The organism is Ruegeria sp. BG8, assembly GCF_056538325.1.
In genome coordinates, this window is the sequence record NZ_JBQFSZ010000009.1 from 181,541 (window position 1) to 196,192 (window position 14,652).

General features: G+C 54.5%; 14 protein-coding genes and 1 tRNA gene. 9 read left to right on the forward strand and 6 right to left on the reverse strand.

Annotated elements, in window-relative coordinates:
- Positions 1-13: 13 nt before the first annotated feature.
- Positions 14-1,024, reverse strand: a complete 1,011-nt coding sequence (locus ACR0DG_RS17175) for a DUF1254 domain-containing protein (protein ID WP_480698878.1) — start codon at positions 1,022-1,024, stop codon at positions 14-16.
- A gap of 17 nt (positions 1,025-1,041) precedes the next feature.
- Positions 1,042-2,097 (reverse strand): DUF1214 domain-containing protein, encoded by a 1,056-nt coding sequence (locus ACR0DG_RS17180; RefSeq protein ID WP_480698880.1) that lies wholly within the window; start codon positions 2,095-2,097, stop codon positions 1,042-1,044.
- A 478-nt stretch (positions 2,098-2,575) separates the two neighbouring features.
- Here ACR0DG_RS17180 and ACR0DG_RS17185 point away from each other — a divergent pair, with 478 nt between their 5' ends.
- The 3 genes from ACR0DG_RS17185 to ACR0DG_RS17195 all read left to right on the forward strand — a co-directional run bounded on the left by ACR0DG_RS17185 (position 2,576) and on the right by ACR0DG_RS17195 (position 5,894).
- Positions 2,576-3,649, forward strand: coding sequence for an AraC family transcriptional regulator (locus ACR0DG_RS17185; RefSeq protein WP_480698882.1), 1,074 nt, complete (start codon positions 2,576-2,578; stop codon positions 3,647-3,649).
- Positions 3,650-3,717: 68 nt separating this feature from the next.
- Positions 3,718-4,464: an outer membrane protein gene (locus ACR0DG_RS17190; RefSeq protein ID WP_480698884.1), complete on the forward strand. Its 747-nt coding sequence runs from the start codon at positions 3,718-3,720 to the stop codon at positions 4,462-4,464.
- A gap of 254 nt (positions 4,465-4,718) precedes the next feature.
- Complete coding sequence (locus ACR0DG_RS17195; protein WP_480698886.1) at positions 4,719-5,894, forward strand: alpha/beta hydrolase; 1,176 nt, start codon at positions 4,719-4,721, stop codon at positions 5,892-5,894.
- A 209-nt stretch (positions 5,895-6,103) separates the two neighbouring features.
- Here the strand turns inward: ACR0DG_RS17195 and ACR0DG_RS17200 are convergent, their stop codons facing one another.
- The 3 genes from ACR0DG_RS17200 to ACR0DG_RS17210 form a co-directional block, all read right to left on the reverse strand.
- Positions 6,104-6,736 carry a tyrosine-type recombinase/integrase gene (locus tag ACR0DG_RS17200; RefSeq protein WP_480698887.1) on the reverse strand — a complete coding sequence of 211 codons (633 nt, stop codon included), beginning with the start codon at positions 6,734-6,736 and terminating at the stop codon, positions 6,104-6,106.
- 175 nt (positions 6,737-6,911) lie between these two features.
- A complete protein-coding gene (locus ACR0DG_RS17205) occupies positions 6,912-7,538 on the reverse strand; it encodes a LysE family translocator (protein ID WP_480698889.1) in 627 nt (208 codons plus the stop codon).
- Between the two features lie 462 nt (positions 7,539-8,000).
- Positions 8,001-8,255: a helix-turn-helix domain-containing protein gene (locus tag ACR0DG_RS17210; RefSeq protein WP_480698891.1), complete on the reverse strand. Its 255-nt coding sequence runs from the start codon at positions 8,253-8,255 to the stop codon at positions 8,001-8,003.
- A gap of 136 nt (positions 8,256-8,391) precedes the next feature.
- Between ACR0DG_RS17210 and ACR0DG_RS17215 the strand changes: the two genes are divergently transcribed.
- The 6 genes from ACR0DG_RS17215 (at position 8,392) to ACR0DG_RS17240 (ending at position 14,432) form a co-directional block, all read left to right on the forward strand.
- Positions 8,392-8,889: a hypothetical protein gene (locus tag ACR0DG_RS17215; RefSeq protein ID WP_480698893.1), complete on the forward strand. Its 498-nt coding sequence runs from the start codon at positions 8,392-8,394 to the stop codon at positions 8,887-8,889.
- A 485-nt stretch (positions 8,890-9,374) separates the two neighbouring features.
- Positions 9,375-9,530, forward strand: coding sequence for a hypothetical protein (locus tag ACR0DG_RS17220; protein ID WP_480698895.1), 156 nt, complete (start codon positions 9,375-9,377; stop codon positions 9,528-9,530).
- Positions 9,523-9,735, forward strand: a complete 213-nt coding sequence (locus tag ACR0DG_RS17225; protein WP_480698897.1) for a helix-turn-helix domain-containing protein — start codon at positions 9,523-9,525, stop codon at positions 9,733-9,735. The genes ACR0DG_RS17220 and ACR0DG_RS17225 overlap by 8 nt, the downstream gene beginning before the upstream one ends.
- Before the next feature lie 168 nt (positions 9,736-9,903).
- Complete coding sequence (locus ACR0DG_RS17230; RefSeq protein ID WP_480698899.1) at positions 9,904-11,583, forward strand: site-specific integrase; 1,680 nt, start codon at positions 9,904-9,906, stop codon at positions 11,581-11,583.
- On the forward strand, positions 11,576-12,634 hold the full coding sequence (locus ACR0DG_RS17235; RefSeq protein ID WP_480698900.1) for a tyrosine-type recombinase/integrase: 1,059 nt from the start codon (positions 11,576-11,578) through the stop codon (positions 12,632-12,634). The genes ACR0DG_RS17230 and ACR0DG_RS17235 overlap by 8 nt, the downstream gene beginning before the upstream one ends.
- A gap of 157 nt (positions 12,635-12,791) precedes the next feature.
- Positions 12,792-14,432: a recombinase family protein gene (locus ACR0DG_RS17240; protein ID WP_480698906.1), complete on the forward strand. Its 1,641-nt coding sequence runs from the start codon at positions 12,792-12,794 to the stop codon at positions 14,430-14,432.
- Here the strand turns inward: ACR0DG_RS17240 and ACR0DG_RS17245 are convergent.
- Positions 14,389-14,465: transfer RNA gene (locus ACR0DG_RS17245), tRNA-Met, on the reverse strand. The genes ACR0DG_RS17240 and ACR0DG_RS17245 overlap by 44 nt on opposite strands.
- Positions 14,466-14,652 lie beyond the last annotated feature (187 nt).

Below are 14,652 nucleotides of genomic sequence, written 5' to 3' on the forward strand. Positions count from 1 at the left end.
TTGGGCGAGTGGCCTAGTTGATCGGCTCCAACTTCGGGAAGGCCCAATTACCGTTCAGGATTGCATCCTCCGGCTCATAGAGGCGGATCGCGTAGTTCCAGCCCGGAGTAATCGGTAGACAGTTCACGCGGCCATCGTCGCACCCGCCGAAATGCAACGTGACCGAGCCGTCCTCTGCCGCTTCGGCTGTGTAGCCGTTATAGCTGTTTACGCCCAGATCATTGGCTTCCAGAAAGCCGTCACCGTTATAGACAGTCACCGACCAGAACGCCCGAACCGGCACATCCTTGACCGTTACCGCATGTGGTGTCTCGCCGTCATTCTGATCGACCGCGTCCAACATGTAGATCGCGGCCTCAGGCGGAAGCCCGCCCCAGCCCGAGAACGCGCCGACCAGAAACTGAACCGGATCAATATCGTCTTTGGTTCTGCCAAAGGCCCGTGCTGTATCGGTGCCCAGCAAGGATAAGTCGTTTATCGCCTGACGCGCAGTGGCAAGCTGTTCGGTGTTCCAGTTGGGCGCATCAAACGGGCCCGTTCCACCGCCACTGACGATAATTCCATCCTGTGCCGCTTGCGCGGCGGCAATATCATCCGGGTCGGTCACATCGACGAATGTGCGAAACGCGATGAAACCAAATTGTGTGCCTAGGTCTTCTTCAGTGATCTGGTAGGTGCCGGGCTCTGCCTCGGCATACATGAAGTGGTCCTGATTGATGACATGCATCGAGATATAGCGGCCATCCGCCTCGGGGAGCGTCACTTCGACGGGTTTGCTCAAATCCAGCAAGATGCCGGAGTAGAGCGTGTCCTGGTTCATGCGGATAACCGGCTGGTTGTCCGGTGTGGTGGCTTCGCGCATATGCCCTAACTCGCCAACAGCGAGGCCGAGATTGGCCATGTTGGTGCGAAACATGTGATCTGTCTCGGCACGCACAAGCGTGTCGACGGTCACATCGACCATGTCTTCGGCCCAAACGCCTGTCGGGAGTGTAAGCGCGACTGTCAGAAGAAGCTTTTTCATCGTAAGCATCCTGTTGTTCAGTTTGCGGGTTCTACGGAGGGGAAGACCCAGCTTCCGTCGATGACCTCTGGGCCCGGCTGATAAAGGCGCACGGCATAGTTCCAGCCATCCATGATCGGGAGACAGTTCACGCGTCCGTCGTCGCAACCGCCGAAATGCACGGTCACACTGCCATCATCATTCTTGGTGCCAGAGACCGAATTGACCACATACGAGTCGAGGGAATTGAGTTCAAAAAACCCGTCTGCATTATAGAGGCTCACGGACCAGAACGCGTTCACTGGCACATCCGCTGGGACCTGGATTTTGTATTCTCCAAGCGGCAGGCCGGGCTCGATATTGAGGTAAAAGGCCTCGTCTTCGGGCAGTCCACCAAAGCCGACTGCTGTGCCAAGGAAATGGCGTAATGGGTCTATATGATCTGCCGTGCCAAAAGTCCGGGCGCTGTCTGTGGCGAACCTGCCCAGCTCAACTGCGGCTTGGCGCAGGGCCTCAAAGCTATCCGCGTCGTAATTGGGCATCTCGAAGGGTGTCGCGGAGGCAGCATCAATGGTGAAACCGTCCTGAATTGCATTGACCGCCGCAACATCTTTGGGGCTCTCAGCATCCACCAGTATTCTCATGAAAACAAGCACGTAGGGGGTATGGAATGTACCCATGTCAAGCTGGAACACACCGCCACCGTCGAACACTTCATTAATAAAATGATCTTGATTGACCACCATCGTCGTCATGTATCGGTCGCCCACATCGGGCAGAGTCAAGGTTGCGCCTTTGCTGATATCAATTACCGCAACGCTGTAGAGCGTGTCGCGGTTCATCCGAATGGTGGGCTGATTGTCGATGGGGGTGGGTTCTTTGAAATGAAAGAACTGATTTACGCCTCCGGCCAGGCCATTGTACGTCTTCAGTTCGTTGTCTGTAGCAGCCCGAACAAAGTTGTTTATGGTAATGGGCACTTCGTATGTCTCTGCAAGTGCATCGACCGTGGTATCAAAGCTCTGAGCGGTCGCTGTGCTTCCGATCAGAGCAGCTAAAGCAGCAAGTTTCCAGTGTTTGTGCGTGGGATTCATAGTTTGTCCGCTCCACTAGCCAATTACAGAAATGTATTGCTTGATGGTCCCGGCAGCTGATCAAATGCGCACTCTCGCGCCTCTCATTTTGTTGTTTTTGAAACGCTACAATTGAAGCCGTGGCCATCTCTCTCCAACAAACCACAAAGTTCGAATGTATGCCCTGACAGATTGGAGCGGCCACCTCCGAAAACTGGCCCAAAATGACAGGTAGCGGCAGCGCGCCGGCCAGCAACTAGATACTCTCTTTGTGTATTGACCCAGCGGCGGGCCTATTATTCATGTTGTGATGTCAGCCTGTTAGAGCGCACTCTCTGCGGGTAGCGTGGTTCCATTCGGTTGTGCCTCTACCAGCGGGCACCTGACCTTTTTACCTCAAAAAGTGACTTCAGCTTTGACGCAGGTCAGGGACACTGAGCCGCGCTGGTCTATGCTTGACCTGCCCGGCCTTTCAGTTGCGATACCTAAGGGAGTTATGATGACAGGGCAGGACGCGCATGCTCAACACAGAACACCACCGCTTACACGCGGGCGGGTCATCATCCCGCTTTTGCTTGCGTTTCAAGAATCCGGTCAATCTGTAGAAAATCTCCTTGCGGAATTCGATCTATCCTTCTCGGAGTTGAGCGCTCCGAGTTGTTTCATTCCGCACGACACTGTCTATGCCGTGTTTGAAGCCGTCGCACAAAAGACATCCCCAGACTTTCCAGCACTTGTTGGTCAAACTTCAGATCCGACGATTGCATCCCCATTCGGACAGGCCTTTCGCGTCGCAAAATCGCTGGCTGATTTCATTGCCAGGTTCTGCGTTCATGCGGGAAACAATACAAATGCGGTCACCATAACACTTGATGTCTCTAGCGAGTTCGCCGTGCTGTCCGCCAAACGCAGGTTCACGCCATGCTGTTCGCCCGCCTATATGGATGCGTTTCAGATCAGTCGATGGGCTACGTTGCTGCATGAAACCGCAGGCCAACGTTGGGAGGCGAATAAGGTTCTTGTGCGGGTGAACCGTCCTGATCTGCTCCCGTCTTACTTCTACGGTATCCGGGCGGTAGGCGCGGGAACAGACGGGTATTCCATCCGCTTCCCAAGTGCCTGGCTTTTGTTTGAACTGGTTAACCGAACTGCGACCGATTACGTGTCGACCACTCAGGACGACAAAAACCCTGTGCCTACAGACCTGTTGAGTTCGATCCAAAGCGTTGCCAATTCAATGGTCGGACGCACGGACTTGTCGGTTACAACCCTCTCCAAAGCATGCGGTTTTCGAGGCGCGGTTCTCAACCGACGGCTTGCTGCCTATGGAACATCACTGTCTCGCATCGTCATCGAAGCCAAATGTGACCAGGCAAAATACTTGCTTTCCAAGTCTGAATTGTCGGTGGGCGATATCGCTGCTCAGTTGGGGTATTCTGACGCTACCGCAATGACACGGGCCTTCAAGAAATGGACGGGTCAGACACCGTCGGAGTTTCGCGCCCGTGAAATGAACTTCGTTAAGGCATCTGTTCCGATACTCGACCCGGTCGAATGCAATTGTGAAACGTAACAGGAATACGACGCGGCTCATCTTTTTGCCGCGTTTCAAACTTGGGATTGAAATAAGGGGAGCAGGTCATGGAATTCACACAGGTAAGGAGTTTCTTGGGCAGCTTTCTGGTTGCGTCGACTACGCTGCTCTACGGATCTCCAGCAGTGGCTCAGGACTCTAGTTGGAGCTTCTACGGCAGCTTCTACATCTATGGCGCGGATACCGAGACAACCATTGGCCCCTTGGAATCGGAACTGAGCTTCAGCGACGCACTTGAGAATCTGGACCTCGCCTTTATGGGCACAGTTGAGGCGCGACACGGTCGATGGTCACTGATCGCAGACTATATGCGCACATATCTGACATTTAAAGGCGACACCCCTGGCCCGGTGTTCAGCGGCGCAGAAACCAGCCTGAAGACACAGTTCTTCAGCGGGTATGCGGCGTACACGGTCTATCAGGACCAAGCTCTGGGTGTGGATCTCGGGGGTGGGTTTCGTTGGTTTGATACCAGCAGCACAATCACTCTAGTTGGTGGCCCGACCACGGCACTAAGTTCAAAATCCAGCGGCGATTGGGTCGACCCCCTGATTGCAGCCCGTATCCGGTATCAGATCAATGACCGCTGGTCGGCAATTGCCTTGGCTGACCATGGCGGATTTCGCTCAAATCGCGAAACGGCGCAATTTGTAGCTACCATAGGTTATGCCGTCACTCCAAAGTGGAATTTGCGCGCAGGTTATCGCTACATCATGGTCGACAAAGGTGAAGGTGACAGCAGGTTCAAGCTCTCACAATCCGGACCCGTGTTGGGTGTGACATACAGCTTCTGAGTAAAGGTATTATGCGAAAGGTGGCCATGCCGAACACAAACAGGTCTGAAGTGTCGAAGTTGCGCCAAGACGCGAGCAGCGATTCTGACATGTTGGGGCCAGGCAATTGCAGCCGGATGCGAACAGTCGGACAAAGGCAATTGAGGCAAGGAACGACGAGGCGACTGATTGCCAGAGCTTTACCTGCGGCAACCGTGTGTTCGTTCTGTGTCCTTGCGGCCTGCGGGCCAAATATCTATGACGAAATTGAGCTGATGCCCTCCCCAACGGTCTATGCCGAAGCTGCTTTTGACCCTTACACGGACATCACGGCAGACAATTTCGTGCAGCGTTCGCAGCTATTCTACGCCACAGATCGGCTGCCGGCGGTTCCCGGCGACCCACAAGCCTATTACAACAATGAGCGCGGTCACATTCTGCGCACCGGCGTTGCCGATGTGCAAAGCAACCCCCCGCTGGCGACGTTGGAAAAGCTTCGCCACGTTACTATGACGCGCGACCGCGCTAAGGACTACACGCTCAGTTTATCTGACGTACAAGAGATTGGTATCATGCCGTTCAGCGTCACGCGCTACATGAACGATCCACCTTCGCAACAGGAGATGAAAGCGGCCGGTCTTCGGTTTGCCCAACGGGTTGACGATCAGCTTGCAGCTTCTCGCAACAAAGACGTTTTCATCTATATACATGGCTACAATGTCGATTTCGATTACTCGACCCTTGTTTCCAAAGAGTTGCAGCACTTTTTGGGCTATCAGGGCGCTTTCATCAGCTACAACTGGCCCGCTACACCCAAACGCCTGGCGTATTTTCGGGATCAGGAATCTGCATTGGCGACGCGTCGCAATTTGCGGTCTCTTGTCGAATACCTGTCGGCAAACACCAACGCCCGACGCATTCACCTTATAGGATACAGCGCTGGGTCCAGGCTCGCATTTGAAGCCGCCTATCAGATTGCTTTGCAGCCTGAACCAAAGCCGCGGCTGGGACGGCTGATCCTGATCAGCAGCGATCTTGATCGAAGCTACTTTTTGCAATCGATTGAAGACGGCCTATTGGATGCCGTTACAGATGTGACACTCTATCAATCGCAGACCGATTCAGCGCTGGCGATGTCGCGGTTGGTCTTCGGTCGCGACCGTCTGGGTCAGGTTTCCGATAAAGCCATAAATGGGTCTCTGTTCCAGCGTCGACTGTCTGAGATGAAAACCCTACACATCATCGACGTGACCGAGGCCGAAGCGGCCGATACAGGAAACGGGCATTGGTACTTTCGGTCTTCGCCCTGGGCCAGCAGTGACCTGTTCATTTCTCTGCTTACAGAGCGAGATCCTAAAGCGCGCGGGCTTGTGCGTGCTCCCGGCGAAGCTGTCTGGAGTTTTCCACCGAATTACCCTCAGATACTACAACGTTATCGAAATGGCAGATAGCACTTTTATTCCAAGGGGTTAGAACCACTGGAACCAGATTTTGATTATATTTTATGAGACTCACAACGCACCTAGAATGCTCAGCGCAAAGCTGACGTTTGAGTAACGCGCAGCACCGGTGGAAGTGGGGCTTGCCACCGACCAACGCCGCGCGATAGACGGACACCCGCTTTGATATGGCGAACGGCAAGGCCGTTCGCCAAGGTGGCTTAGATATCGGTGCGCTCAGCGATGCTCAAAGCATCTTCGAGTTCAACGCCCAGGTATCGGACAGTGCTGTCTACCTTGGCGTGACCCAGTAGCAGTTGTACGGCCGGGAGGTTGCCAGTTTTTCGATAAATCTCCGCTGCCTTTGTTCTGCGGAGCGAATGCGTACCGTATCCGCTCGGCTCAAGTCCGATTGCCGTCACCCAGTCGCGAACGAGCCGTCCGTACTGGCGGGTCGAGATGTGCGGGCGGTCATGGAAACGGCTGGGGAACATGAAACGACACGCAAACATCTCGGGCGATTTGACCCAAACCAGGACAGTTTCGCGCGTGTTTTCTGTCAGTTCGAACTGGACCGGTCGCTTGGTCTTGCTTTGGATGACAGAGACGCGTTCGCGAACGCGACCATCCTTCACCAGATCAGACACAGCCAGTTTCACCAAGTCACAACCGCGCAGCTTGCTGTCGATGGCGACGTTGAACAAACAAAGGTCGCGCAGGTTACTGGCTAGTTCGAGCCGTGCCCGGATCGCCCAAACCTGTTTAGGCAACAGGGGCCGCTTCTGACCGATGATGCGGCCTTTGTTCCATGCTTTTCGTTTGGGGGTGACTGCGGGTAGTTGGACTCTTGGCATGATTTGCTCTCCGATCCCCCCTCCGCGCCCTTCATCAGCACCGCGCTGACGGGACAATTTTACAGTTGGAGCGAAGCGCTGGAGTCAGAGATGCATGAGGTTTGTCATCGCCGCTGGATCAATAGACAACTCAGAGCCCAATGTATCAGATGCCGCGCGTTGCATGAGTACCCGCTTACTGACTCAAAATACGAACTCCCAACGCACCCAGAAAGAAACCAGCTATGCGATCAATGATCTTTGATGCCTTAGCATAGAGTTCGCGGATACGTCTGATCGAAAACATGGTTGCAACCAAGCTGTACCAGATGAATTCATTTAAGAAGATGACTGCCAAGACCAATGCAAGCAGCAAGGGTGATGGAGATTGGGGAAGAAGCGTTGTCAATATCGAGCCCATGAATATTACAACTTTTGGGTTCGAAAGCTGGATCAAGAGCCCCTTGTTGAATGCTCCCAAGCTGGTCTTCGCCGCGACCGTGTGGTCTCCGACTGTATCAACAATCCCATCACAACGAAGCAGTTTGAACGCAAGAAAAATTAAGTACAGCGCTCCGGCTGTCTTTACAATGACATACACCCACGGCACCGCTGTAAAGAGAATTCCTAACCCAAAGATTGCAGCGAACGCCCAGATAATTGAGCCGACGCCGAAACCGAGCGCATTGGCAACACCTGCTTGCCGAGATACGGAAATTGATGTCTGAGTGACTACGATGAGACTTGGGCCAGGGCTGATGACAGCGAGCAGATGAAACAGCCAGAAACCACCCAAAACCGCTACGATGCTAAGACTGTCCAAACCGAAATCCTCTGATTAACTCAATCCGAACATCGCACCCGCCGTACAATGTGTCCACTGCCCAAAGCAGACCTTGTTCGCAGTACATTGAACGGTAGCCTCGTCCGCGTATCGCGCATTGCCTGATAAAGTTTCGCTGCGCTCAGCACAAATGGTCGCCCTTGTCGCCGCAGCGCCGTATTCAAGATGATGCCAGTGCGGCAAAACTCGCGCTGCGAGCGCGCGCAGCGAGAAAATCGAATTCTCAGGTTGGGCTCTGTGTTGCCGTTCTCTACCGCTTGGATGTTTGACTGGTCGCAGCCCAAAGCGGACATGATCATTCTGTCGATGGGGCGAGCAAGCTGTAGTTCGCATTGGCAGCATCACGACAAAGCATCCAGTGAAAAAGCAGTAATTGAAGTTATCTTGAGAAAGCCTATTTTCTCGAACCTCTATGCGACGCGTCAGTCGGCAGTTCTTTTGTCACCGCAAATTGTGAGGAACCAAGTCAGAAACTGCCGAGGTAATAGTCGAGACATCAGCTTTCAGAGCCTTCAATATGACAATCGTTTCCACGATGTCCAAACGACGCTCCGCTAATTCATACTTTCCAACGTAAGATGGTGGCTTGACCAGCAATTTGGCCAACCTGGCTTGTGACAGCCCCGCCTCCTGCCTGAGCCTGACGAGTTCGCTCAGCAGGAATTGATAGGCCTCTGTTCTTACGGCACCAGCCACTGCTCATGACCTCAAAAGTGTGGACACAAGCAGCTACCCCTGATATGGGATTAACCCCAAATTGGGGGTGTATGGCATCTACTACCCCCATGATTATTCGCAGTTTTTCTGCGACATCGCACGAACGGAGACCGATATGACCTTTGACCCGCGCGCCCCAAAACCACCCTTCGATTTTGTGCCCCGCAAACGGACCCCACCAGTGGACAAGTCGCGACTCTATGGGCGTTTTTTCGGCGATTTGACCAATTGCCAAAAGTTGCGCGATGACACTCGGAACCGCGCTGCATACTTGCACTGTGTTGGTCACCTGCCGTCGCATTTGCGACCACGTGCAAACCAAATCCTGCTCCAGATTTCGGAGTATTTCCGTCGCCCCACCAGCTTGGATGGTCGGCTAGGTGAGCGTCGGTTGAAAGAAGACGCGATCCGGGACTTGAAGATCAACGACCACGACATGGTAAAAGAAGTCCGCGAGCGTGTGAGCCAAGGCTACCGCATCCAGCACAGTCGCGGTCTTGGAACACGGTGTGGGTTCAGCAATATTTTCATGTTCAAGCGCAATCCCGATCAAACGATAGGGGAAAAGATCACTGTAATGCTGTCCGGTGCGGTCAAGCGAGGTTGGGACTGATCCTGTTGCCCGTTGCGCGAAGGAGATCGGGTACCGGGTTGACACATATCGACGTTAGTCGACTGGAGTGGCCTCGTCGCTTGTCAGAGAGAGGAGGTACCCAGGCACTCACCCGGCACCCTTGCGCATGAAGGTATCACGTTGGGATGATCGCCCCAAGCCAAAACAGATAAAAATACTTATTTTCATTAACTTACACATGTAGAGCCCGACCTGATCTCAGCGTTGGTAACCGTGGAATAACCACGCCGTGCAGCCCTTGACAGTCCCGACCCATCAAATATCCTTACCCCACTTGTAACCACCAGCCGTGTTGGCTGGGCCGCCAATATTGGGATTGGATAGGACGGCTCTTCGTCCTTGACGCACTCGATGGCAATGATCCTGATCTCTATTGAGATCAGTGTTTTGTCGTTTGGAGTGCACTCCTAAGCCAAAACATCGCGATCATTGTCTCGAGCGGTTCCTTTAAAAGGAACGTATCGATGACGTGTTCGTCTTCTGCTCCCTCGGGCAACCTGCCCAAACTCGATATCCCTGAACCCCTGATCAACCTTGTGCGCCTGTTGGCGCGCGAGGCTGCACGGTCGGATTTTGCAACCCGTTGCAACCGCGAAGGCCCGGAGGCGGATCATGGTTGATCTGCCGATTTCAGAGGAGGCCGTCTATCTCAGCGTGCGCGATATCGCCGCTCTGTTCCGCATCAGCACCAAGACCGTTCGTCGCTGGATCAAGTCCGGTGACTTGCCTGCAACTCGGCTAGGTCGCGATTGGCGTGTTGCCCGCAGTGATTTGCTCGCCCTTGCCAAGCGACGCGGCAATCAGGCTGCGGCCCATGTTCTCTAAAGTATTCATATTCATCCGCTTTTCCGGCGTTCGGGAAAACGGGGTCATGGATTTTGGGTTCAAATTCACGCCCTTGGTTTCCCGAATGTCCGCAAGAGGACCACCATGGGTCTGCCTGTCCTCGTTTGTCCCCTTTTGTCCCCAATCACAAAACCCAAGAGGTTTATCATGACACATCACCAAGAGATCCAGCTACCAACAACGCTGGACGAGGTTCTGGACGTTCTGAAGTCCAATCCAGACCCCGACAAGAAACGTCAACAGTCCAAGCTGTCCGCGATCTCGCGCATCAGTACATACATTAACCGTCCTCCATCGGACATTCCGACAGACATCCCGCAACTGCGCAAACTTCTGGCAACATTGCATCCCGCCGCCTGCGGGGTGAAGCCCAAAACCCTCAGCACCACCAAAAGCGATCTGGCAAGCGCGTTGCGAGCGGTCGGGGTGTTGCAAGATTTTGAAGCCAAATCTGAACTGACCCAGGAGTGGGATGCGTTTTTGACGACTGTGCGGTCCACCCATCAGGTTTGGGGCTTGATGCGGTTTGCACGCTATTGCAGTGCCCGGTCGATCTCGCCCAAGGACATTAGTCGCGAAGTGGTTCAGGCGTTTCAAACGGTCCTCGACGCTGTGCTGCTGAAGAATGAACCGGTCAAGTACATTCAATCCATGATCGACACGTGGAACCATGTAATTGGCAAACACGGTCTCGATCTTCCCCGGCTAGACCGCTTGTCGTCACACCGCTACATGGCCCGCCCGCTGACGAACTACCCGGAAAGCCTGCAAGCAGAGATCAAAGCCTATATCGACCGCTTGGCGCAACGTGATCTGTTCAGCGAAGACGGCCCTGACAAACCGCTGCGCGAGACCAGTTTGCGCAACACCGAAGCCCATCTGCGACAGATGCTGGACGCGCTGGTAACCTCAGGGCAAAGCCCGGAGAAGTTCACCAGCCTGTCTGTGCTGGTTACGGCGCAAAATCTCAAAACAGCCATCCTGAAGATCATAGATCGGCGTGGGAGCGACGGTCTGCCGTCCGGGCTGAGTAATATTGCTGCAACCTGCATCGCCATTGCACGGCACCACCTGACCGCACCGGAAGACACCCTCAAGGCGCTTAAAGTCATTCATAAACGGGTCGCTGCAAACCCGCGCGGTATGAGCCCCAAGAACGCGGAACGTCTTGCCCAGTTCAATGATTGGGAGAACGTGGCCTTGTTGTTGAGCTTGCCGGACACGCTGATGGCACGGGCGGATGACAGTCCGATCCGACGCGACAGCGCACTGGCGGCAATGCATGCAGCAGCGCTGACGATCCTCCTGAGCTGTCCCATGCGTGTCAAAAACCTCGCAGGGCTGGATTTGGAAAAAAATCTGATCGCAACTCGCTCCGGTACCCATACTCTGTATTCCATTCGTATCGAGGGAATTGAGGTCAAAAATGGAGAGCCGATTGAGGTCAAACTGAACGCCCGTAGTTCCAAGCTTCTGCACCGCTATATCATGCAATTCCGACCGCAGGTGTCGCAAGCCGGTGGGCGCGCTCTGTTCCCGCGCAGCAGCGATGGGAAGCCACGCGCACCCGGCAACTTTGGTGGTGAACTCACCCAGCGGGTCTATCGAGAGACGGGTTTGAAGGTTCATCCGCATCTGTTCCGCCACATCGCCGCCAAGCTCTACCTCGCAGAGCGCCCCGGTGACTTCGAGACCGTCCGCCGCCTGCTCAAACACAAACGTCAACAGACCACGATGGATTTCTACGCACCGTTCAACAACCAGTGGGCGCATGAACACTACGACGATGTGGTTCTGTCCAAGTGGAAAGGTAAGACCGATGACTAACGCCATTCCTCTTGTTCTTCGTTATCAAGATTGGCCACAGGCGGATAAAACCGCCTGGGAGGCCCTGTTCGCGGAAGGTGACATCTTTGACGGTACAGGCCCCTGTGCGAGCTGGTCTGATGGCAGCCGTAAAAAACGTTGCCAAAGCTACGGGTATTGGCTGTCATGGCTGACGCGCCATCAGCCTGCCCTTTTGGATCAATCCCCGCCGGAGCGCATTATCAAAGATGCCGTGCGGGGATATCTGGAGGAAGCGGAAGCGCGCGTAGGCCTTATGACCCGCAAGAACATGATCTGTGACCTCTATGTGCTTGCAAAAGCCATGCACCCGGCAGGAGATTGGGACTGGTTGAACAAACTGTCCAACCGCCTGATACATTTGGCGGACCGGAAAAGCCTGCCGAAGCCGGTTCCGATTTTGGCAGGTGACGTTCTGACCAAAAGCTTGCAATGGCTCCAAGATGTGGAGAATGATCCGTCCCTTAGTGATCTGAAGCGCGCAATTCACTTTCGCGCTGGCCTGATGATCGCCTTTCTGATCTCGCGGCCCGTGCGTCGTCGCACGTTGCTAGCGCTGACAACGGACCAGCATCTGCGCAAAACCTCCGACGGGTACGAGGTACACCTTTCGGCTGATGACACTAAGGACAAAAAAGCGCGTTGGTTTTCTCTGCCCAAAGTTCTGGTGCAACCGATGAAGTCTTATCTGGGCGTCCATCGTCCGGTCCTTCTCGGCCCAAACTCATCCAATGCGCTCTGGATCAGTCAGTATGGCGACCCGATCACACCCGATGGCCTGTCGCGTGAGTTTCCCAAGGTCGTCAAACGCCTGCTTGGAGTAGAATTGCGCACACACAAGTTTCGACACATTGCGGCGACCAGCATCGCCGAGACGGACCCGGAACATGTCAACATCATCCGGGATATCCTCGGACATGCCACTTTGGACATGTCCCAGAAGCACTACAACCGGGCCACCGGGCTGTCTGCCTGTGACGACTACCAATCTCTCTTGCAGGCAAAGATGAAAGCCTTGGGGCGCAAACGGTAGGCTTTTGCGCCCACACGTCGATCTTCGCTTTGGCCAAACACTTATGACCGAAGCATTTTTCGTTGCAACGGGTTGCAATCGAAAGTGGAAGACACAGCCCAATCCATGCCTATAATGGGTTGGGCCAACCAGTTTCTCAGTCCGAAAGGCCCACCCCATGCGCGCCGCCATCTATGCCCGCTACTCCACCGATCTTCAAAGTGACGCCTCCATTGAGGACCAGCATCGGCTGTGTCTACGTCTGATCAATGGCAATGACTGGCAAGAGGCGGAGACCTATTCCGACCGGGGTTTGAGCGGGGCGTCGCATCTGCGCCCCGGATATCAACGGTTGCAGGAGGACGCGCGCCTCGACCAGTTCGATGTCGTCGTAGCCGAAGGCCTCGACCGGATCAGCCGAGATCAGGAACATATCGCCGCCTTCTTCAAACAAATGCGGTTTCAGGGCATCCCGATTGTCACCGTGGCTGAAGGTGAGATTTCTGAACTGCATATTGGTCTCAAAGGCACAATGAGCAGCCTGTTTCTGAAAGACCTAGCTCAGAAGACCCATCGCGGCCTTGAAGGACGTGTGCGCAAAGGCAAATCAGCCGGTGGGATCACCTACGGCTACGATGTCGTGCGTAATTTCAACCCGGACGGACAGATGTCCACTGGCGAAAGGATCATCAATGAAGAGCAAGCTGCCATTGTTCGCCGCGTATTTGAGGATTACGCGAATGGTCGCAGTCCTCGCGCTATTGCAGGAGCGTTGAACAACGAAGGTGTTACTGGCCCTCGGAGTGCGGGCTGGGGCGCATCCACAATCTACGGGAATTGGCGGCGGGGCACCGGCATTCTCAATAACGAACTCTACATTGGCCGTCTCGTCTGGAACCGCCAGCGCTTTGTGAAAGACCCAAACACCGGTAAGCGACAAGCGCGACCAAACCCTCCCGAAGAATGGGTCATTGAAGACGTACCTGACCTTCGCATTATCTCAGAAGACCTGTGGTCCCAAGTCAAAGACCGTCAGGCAGCCACCCGAAGTGCTGTCATCAGCAGCGGTGTCAACCGCCCAGAACGCGCGCACCGCGCCAAACATCTGTTTTCAGGGCTGTTGAAGTGTGGCGCGTGCGGCGGGGGTTACACCATTGTTGGCAAATCCCATTTTGGCTGCGCCAACTCTCGCAACAAAGGCACTTGCGACAACCGGCTGACCATCAAGCGGGAGGATTTGGAAGCCCGCGTGCTCACGGGGCTCAAGGACCATCTGCTGCATCCGGACCTCATCTCCGAGTTTGTGTCGGAATACCAAGCGGAGTTCAATCGTCTGACTAACGAGATTTCCAAGAGCAAAACCAGAACCGAACAAGAACTGGCCAAGACCACCATGCAAATCAAAAAGATCGTTGATGCTATCGCGGAAGGTATGTTCCATCCCAGTTTGAAAGCGAAGATGGACGAACTCGAAGCCCGCAAGGAAGAGCTGGATGCAGTACTGTCCGCTTCGTCTCATGAGCGACCCGTTCTTTTGCATCCCGGTCTCGCTGACATCTATCAAGAAAAGGTGGAGGACTTGAGCGATGCGCTGAACAACCCGGCCACGAAGACTGAAGCGACATCCATCATTCGTGGATTGTTGTCGGAGATACGGCTGCTGCCCAACGAAGGGCGGCTTGCCATAGAACTTATTGGGGAGTTGGCCGGTCTTTTGGCGCTCGGTACAAAGCAGAACGCCCGCAGCGTTGGTGCTACGGGCGGTTCTGTGACGCTGGTTGCGGGAGTAGGATTTGAACCTACGACCTTCAGGTTATGAGCCTGACGAGCTACCGGGCTGCTCCATCCCGCGACACTTTGGTGGTCTACCGCCTGTTCGGCTACTTGAGACCGTTTGTTGGCCTATCGCTTGCGCTGTTTGAGGCCGGGTCGTGTTTTTTCATCGTTAGAGAGGATTGGGCTTTTACTAGGTTTGGCGGTGACCTACTCTCCCGGGGCTTAAGCCCAAGTACCATTGGCGCGGCAGTGCTTAACTTCCG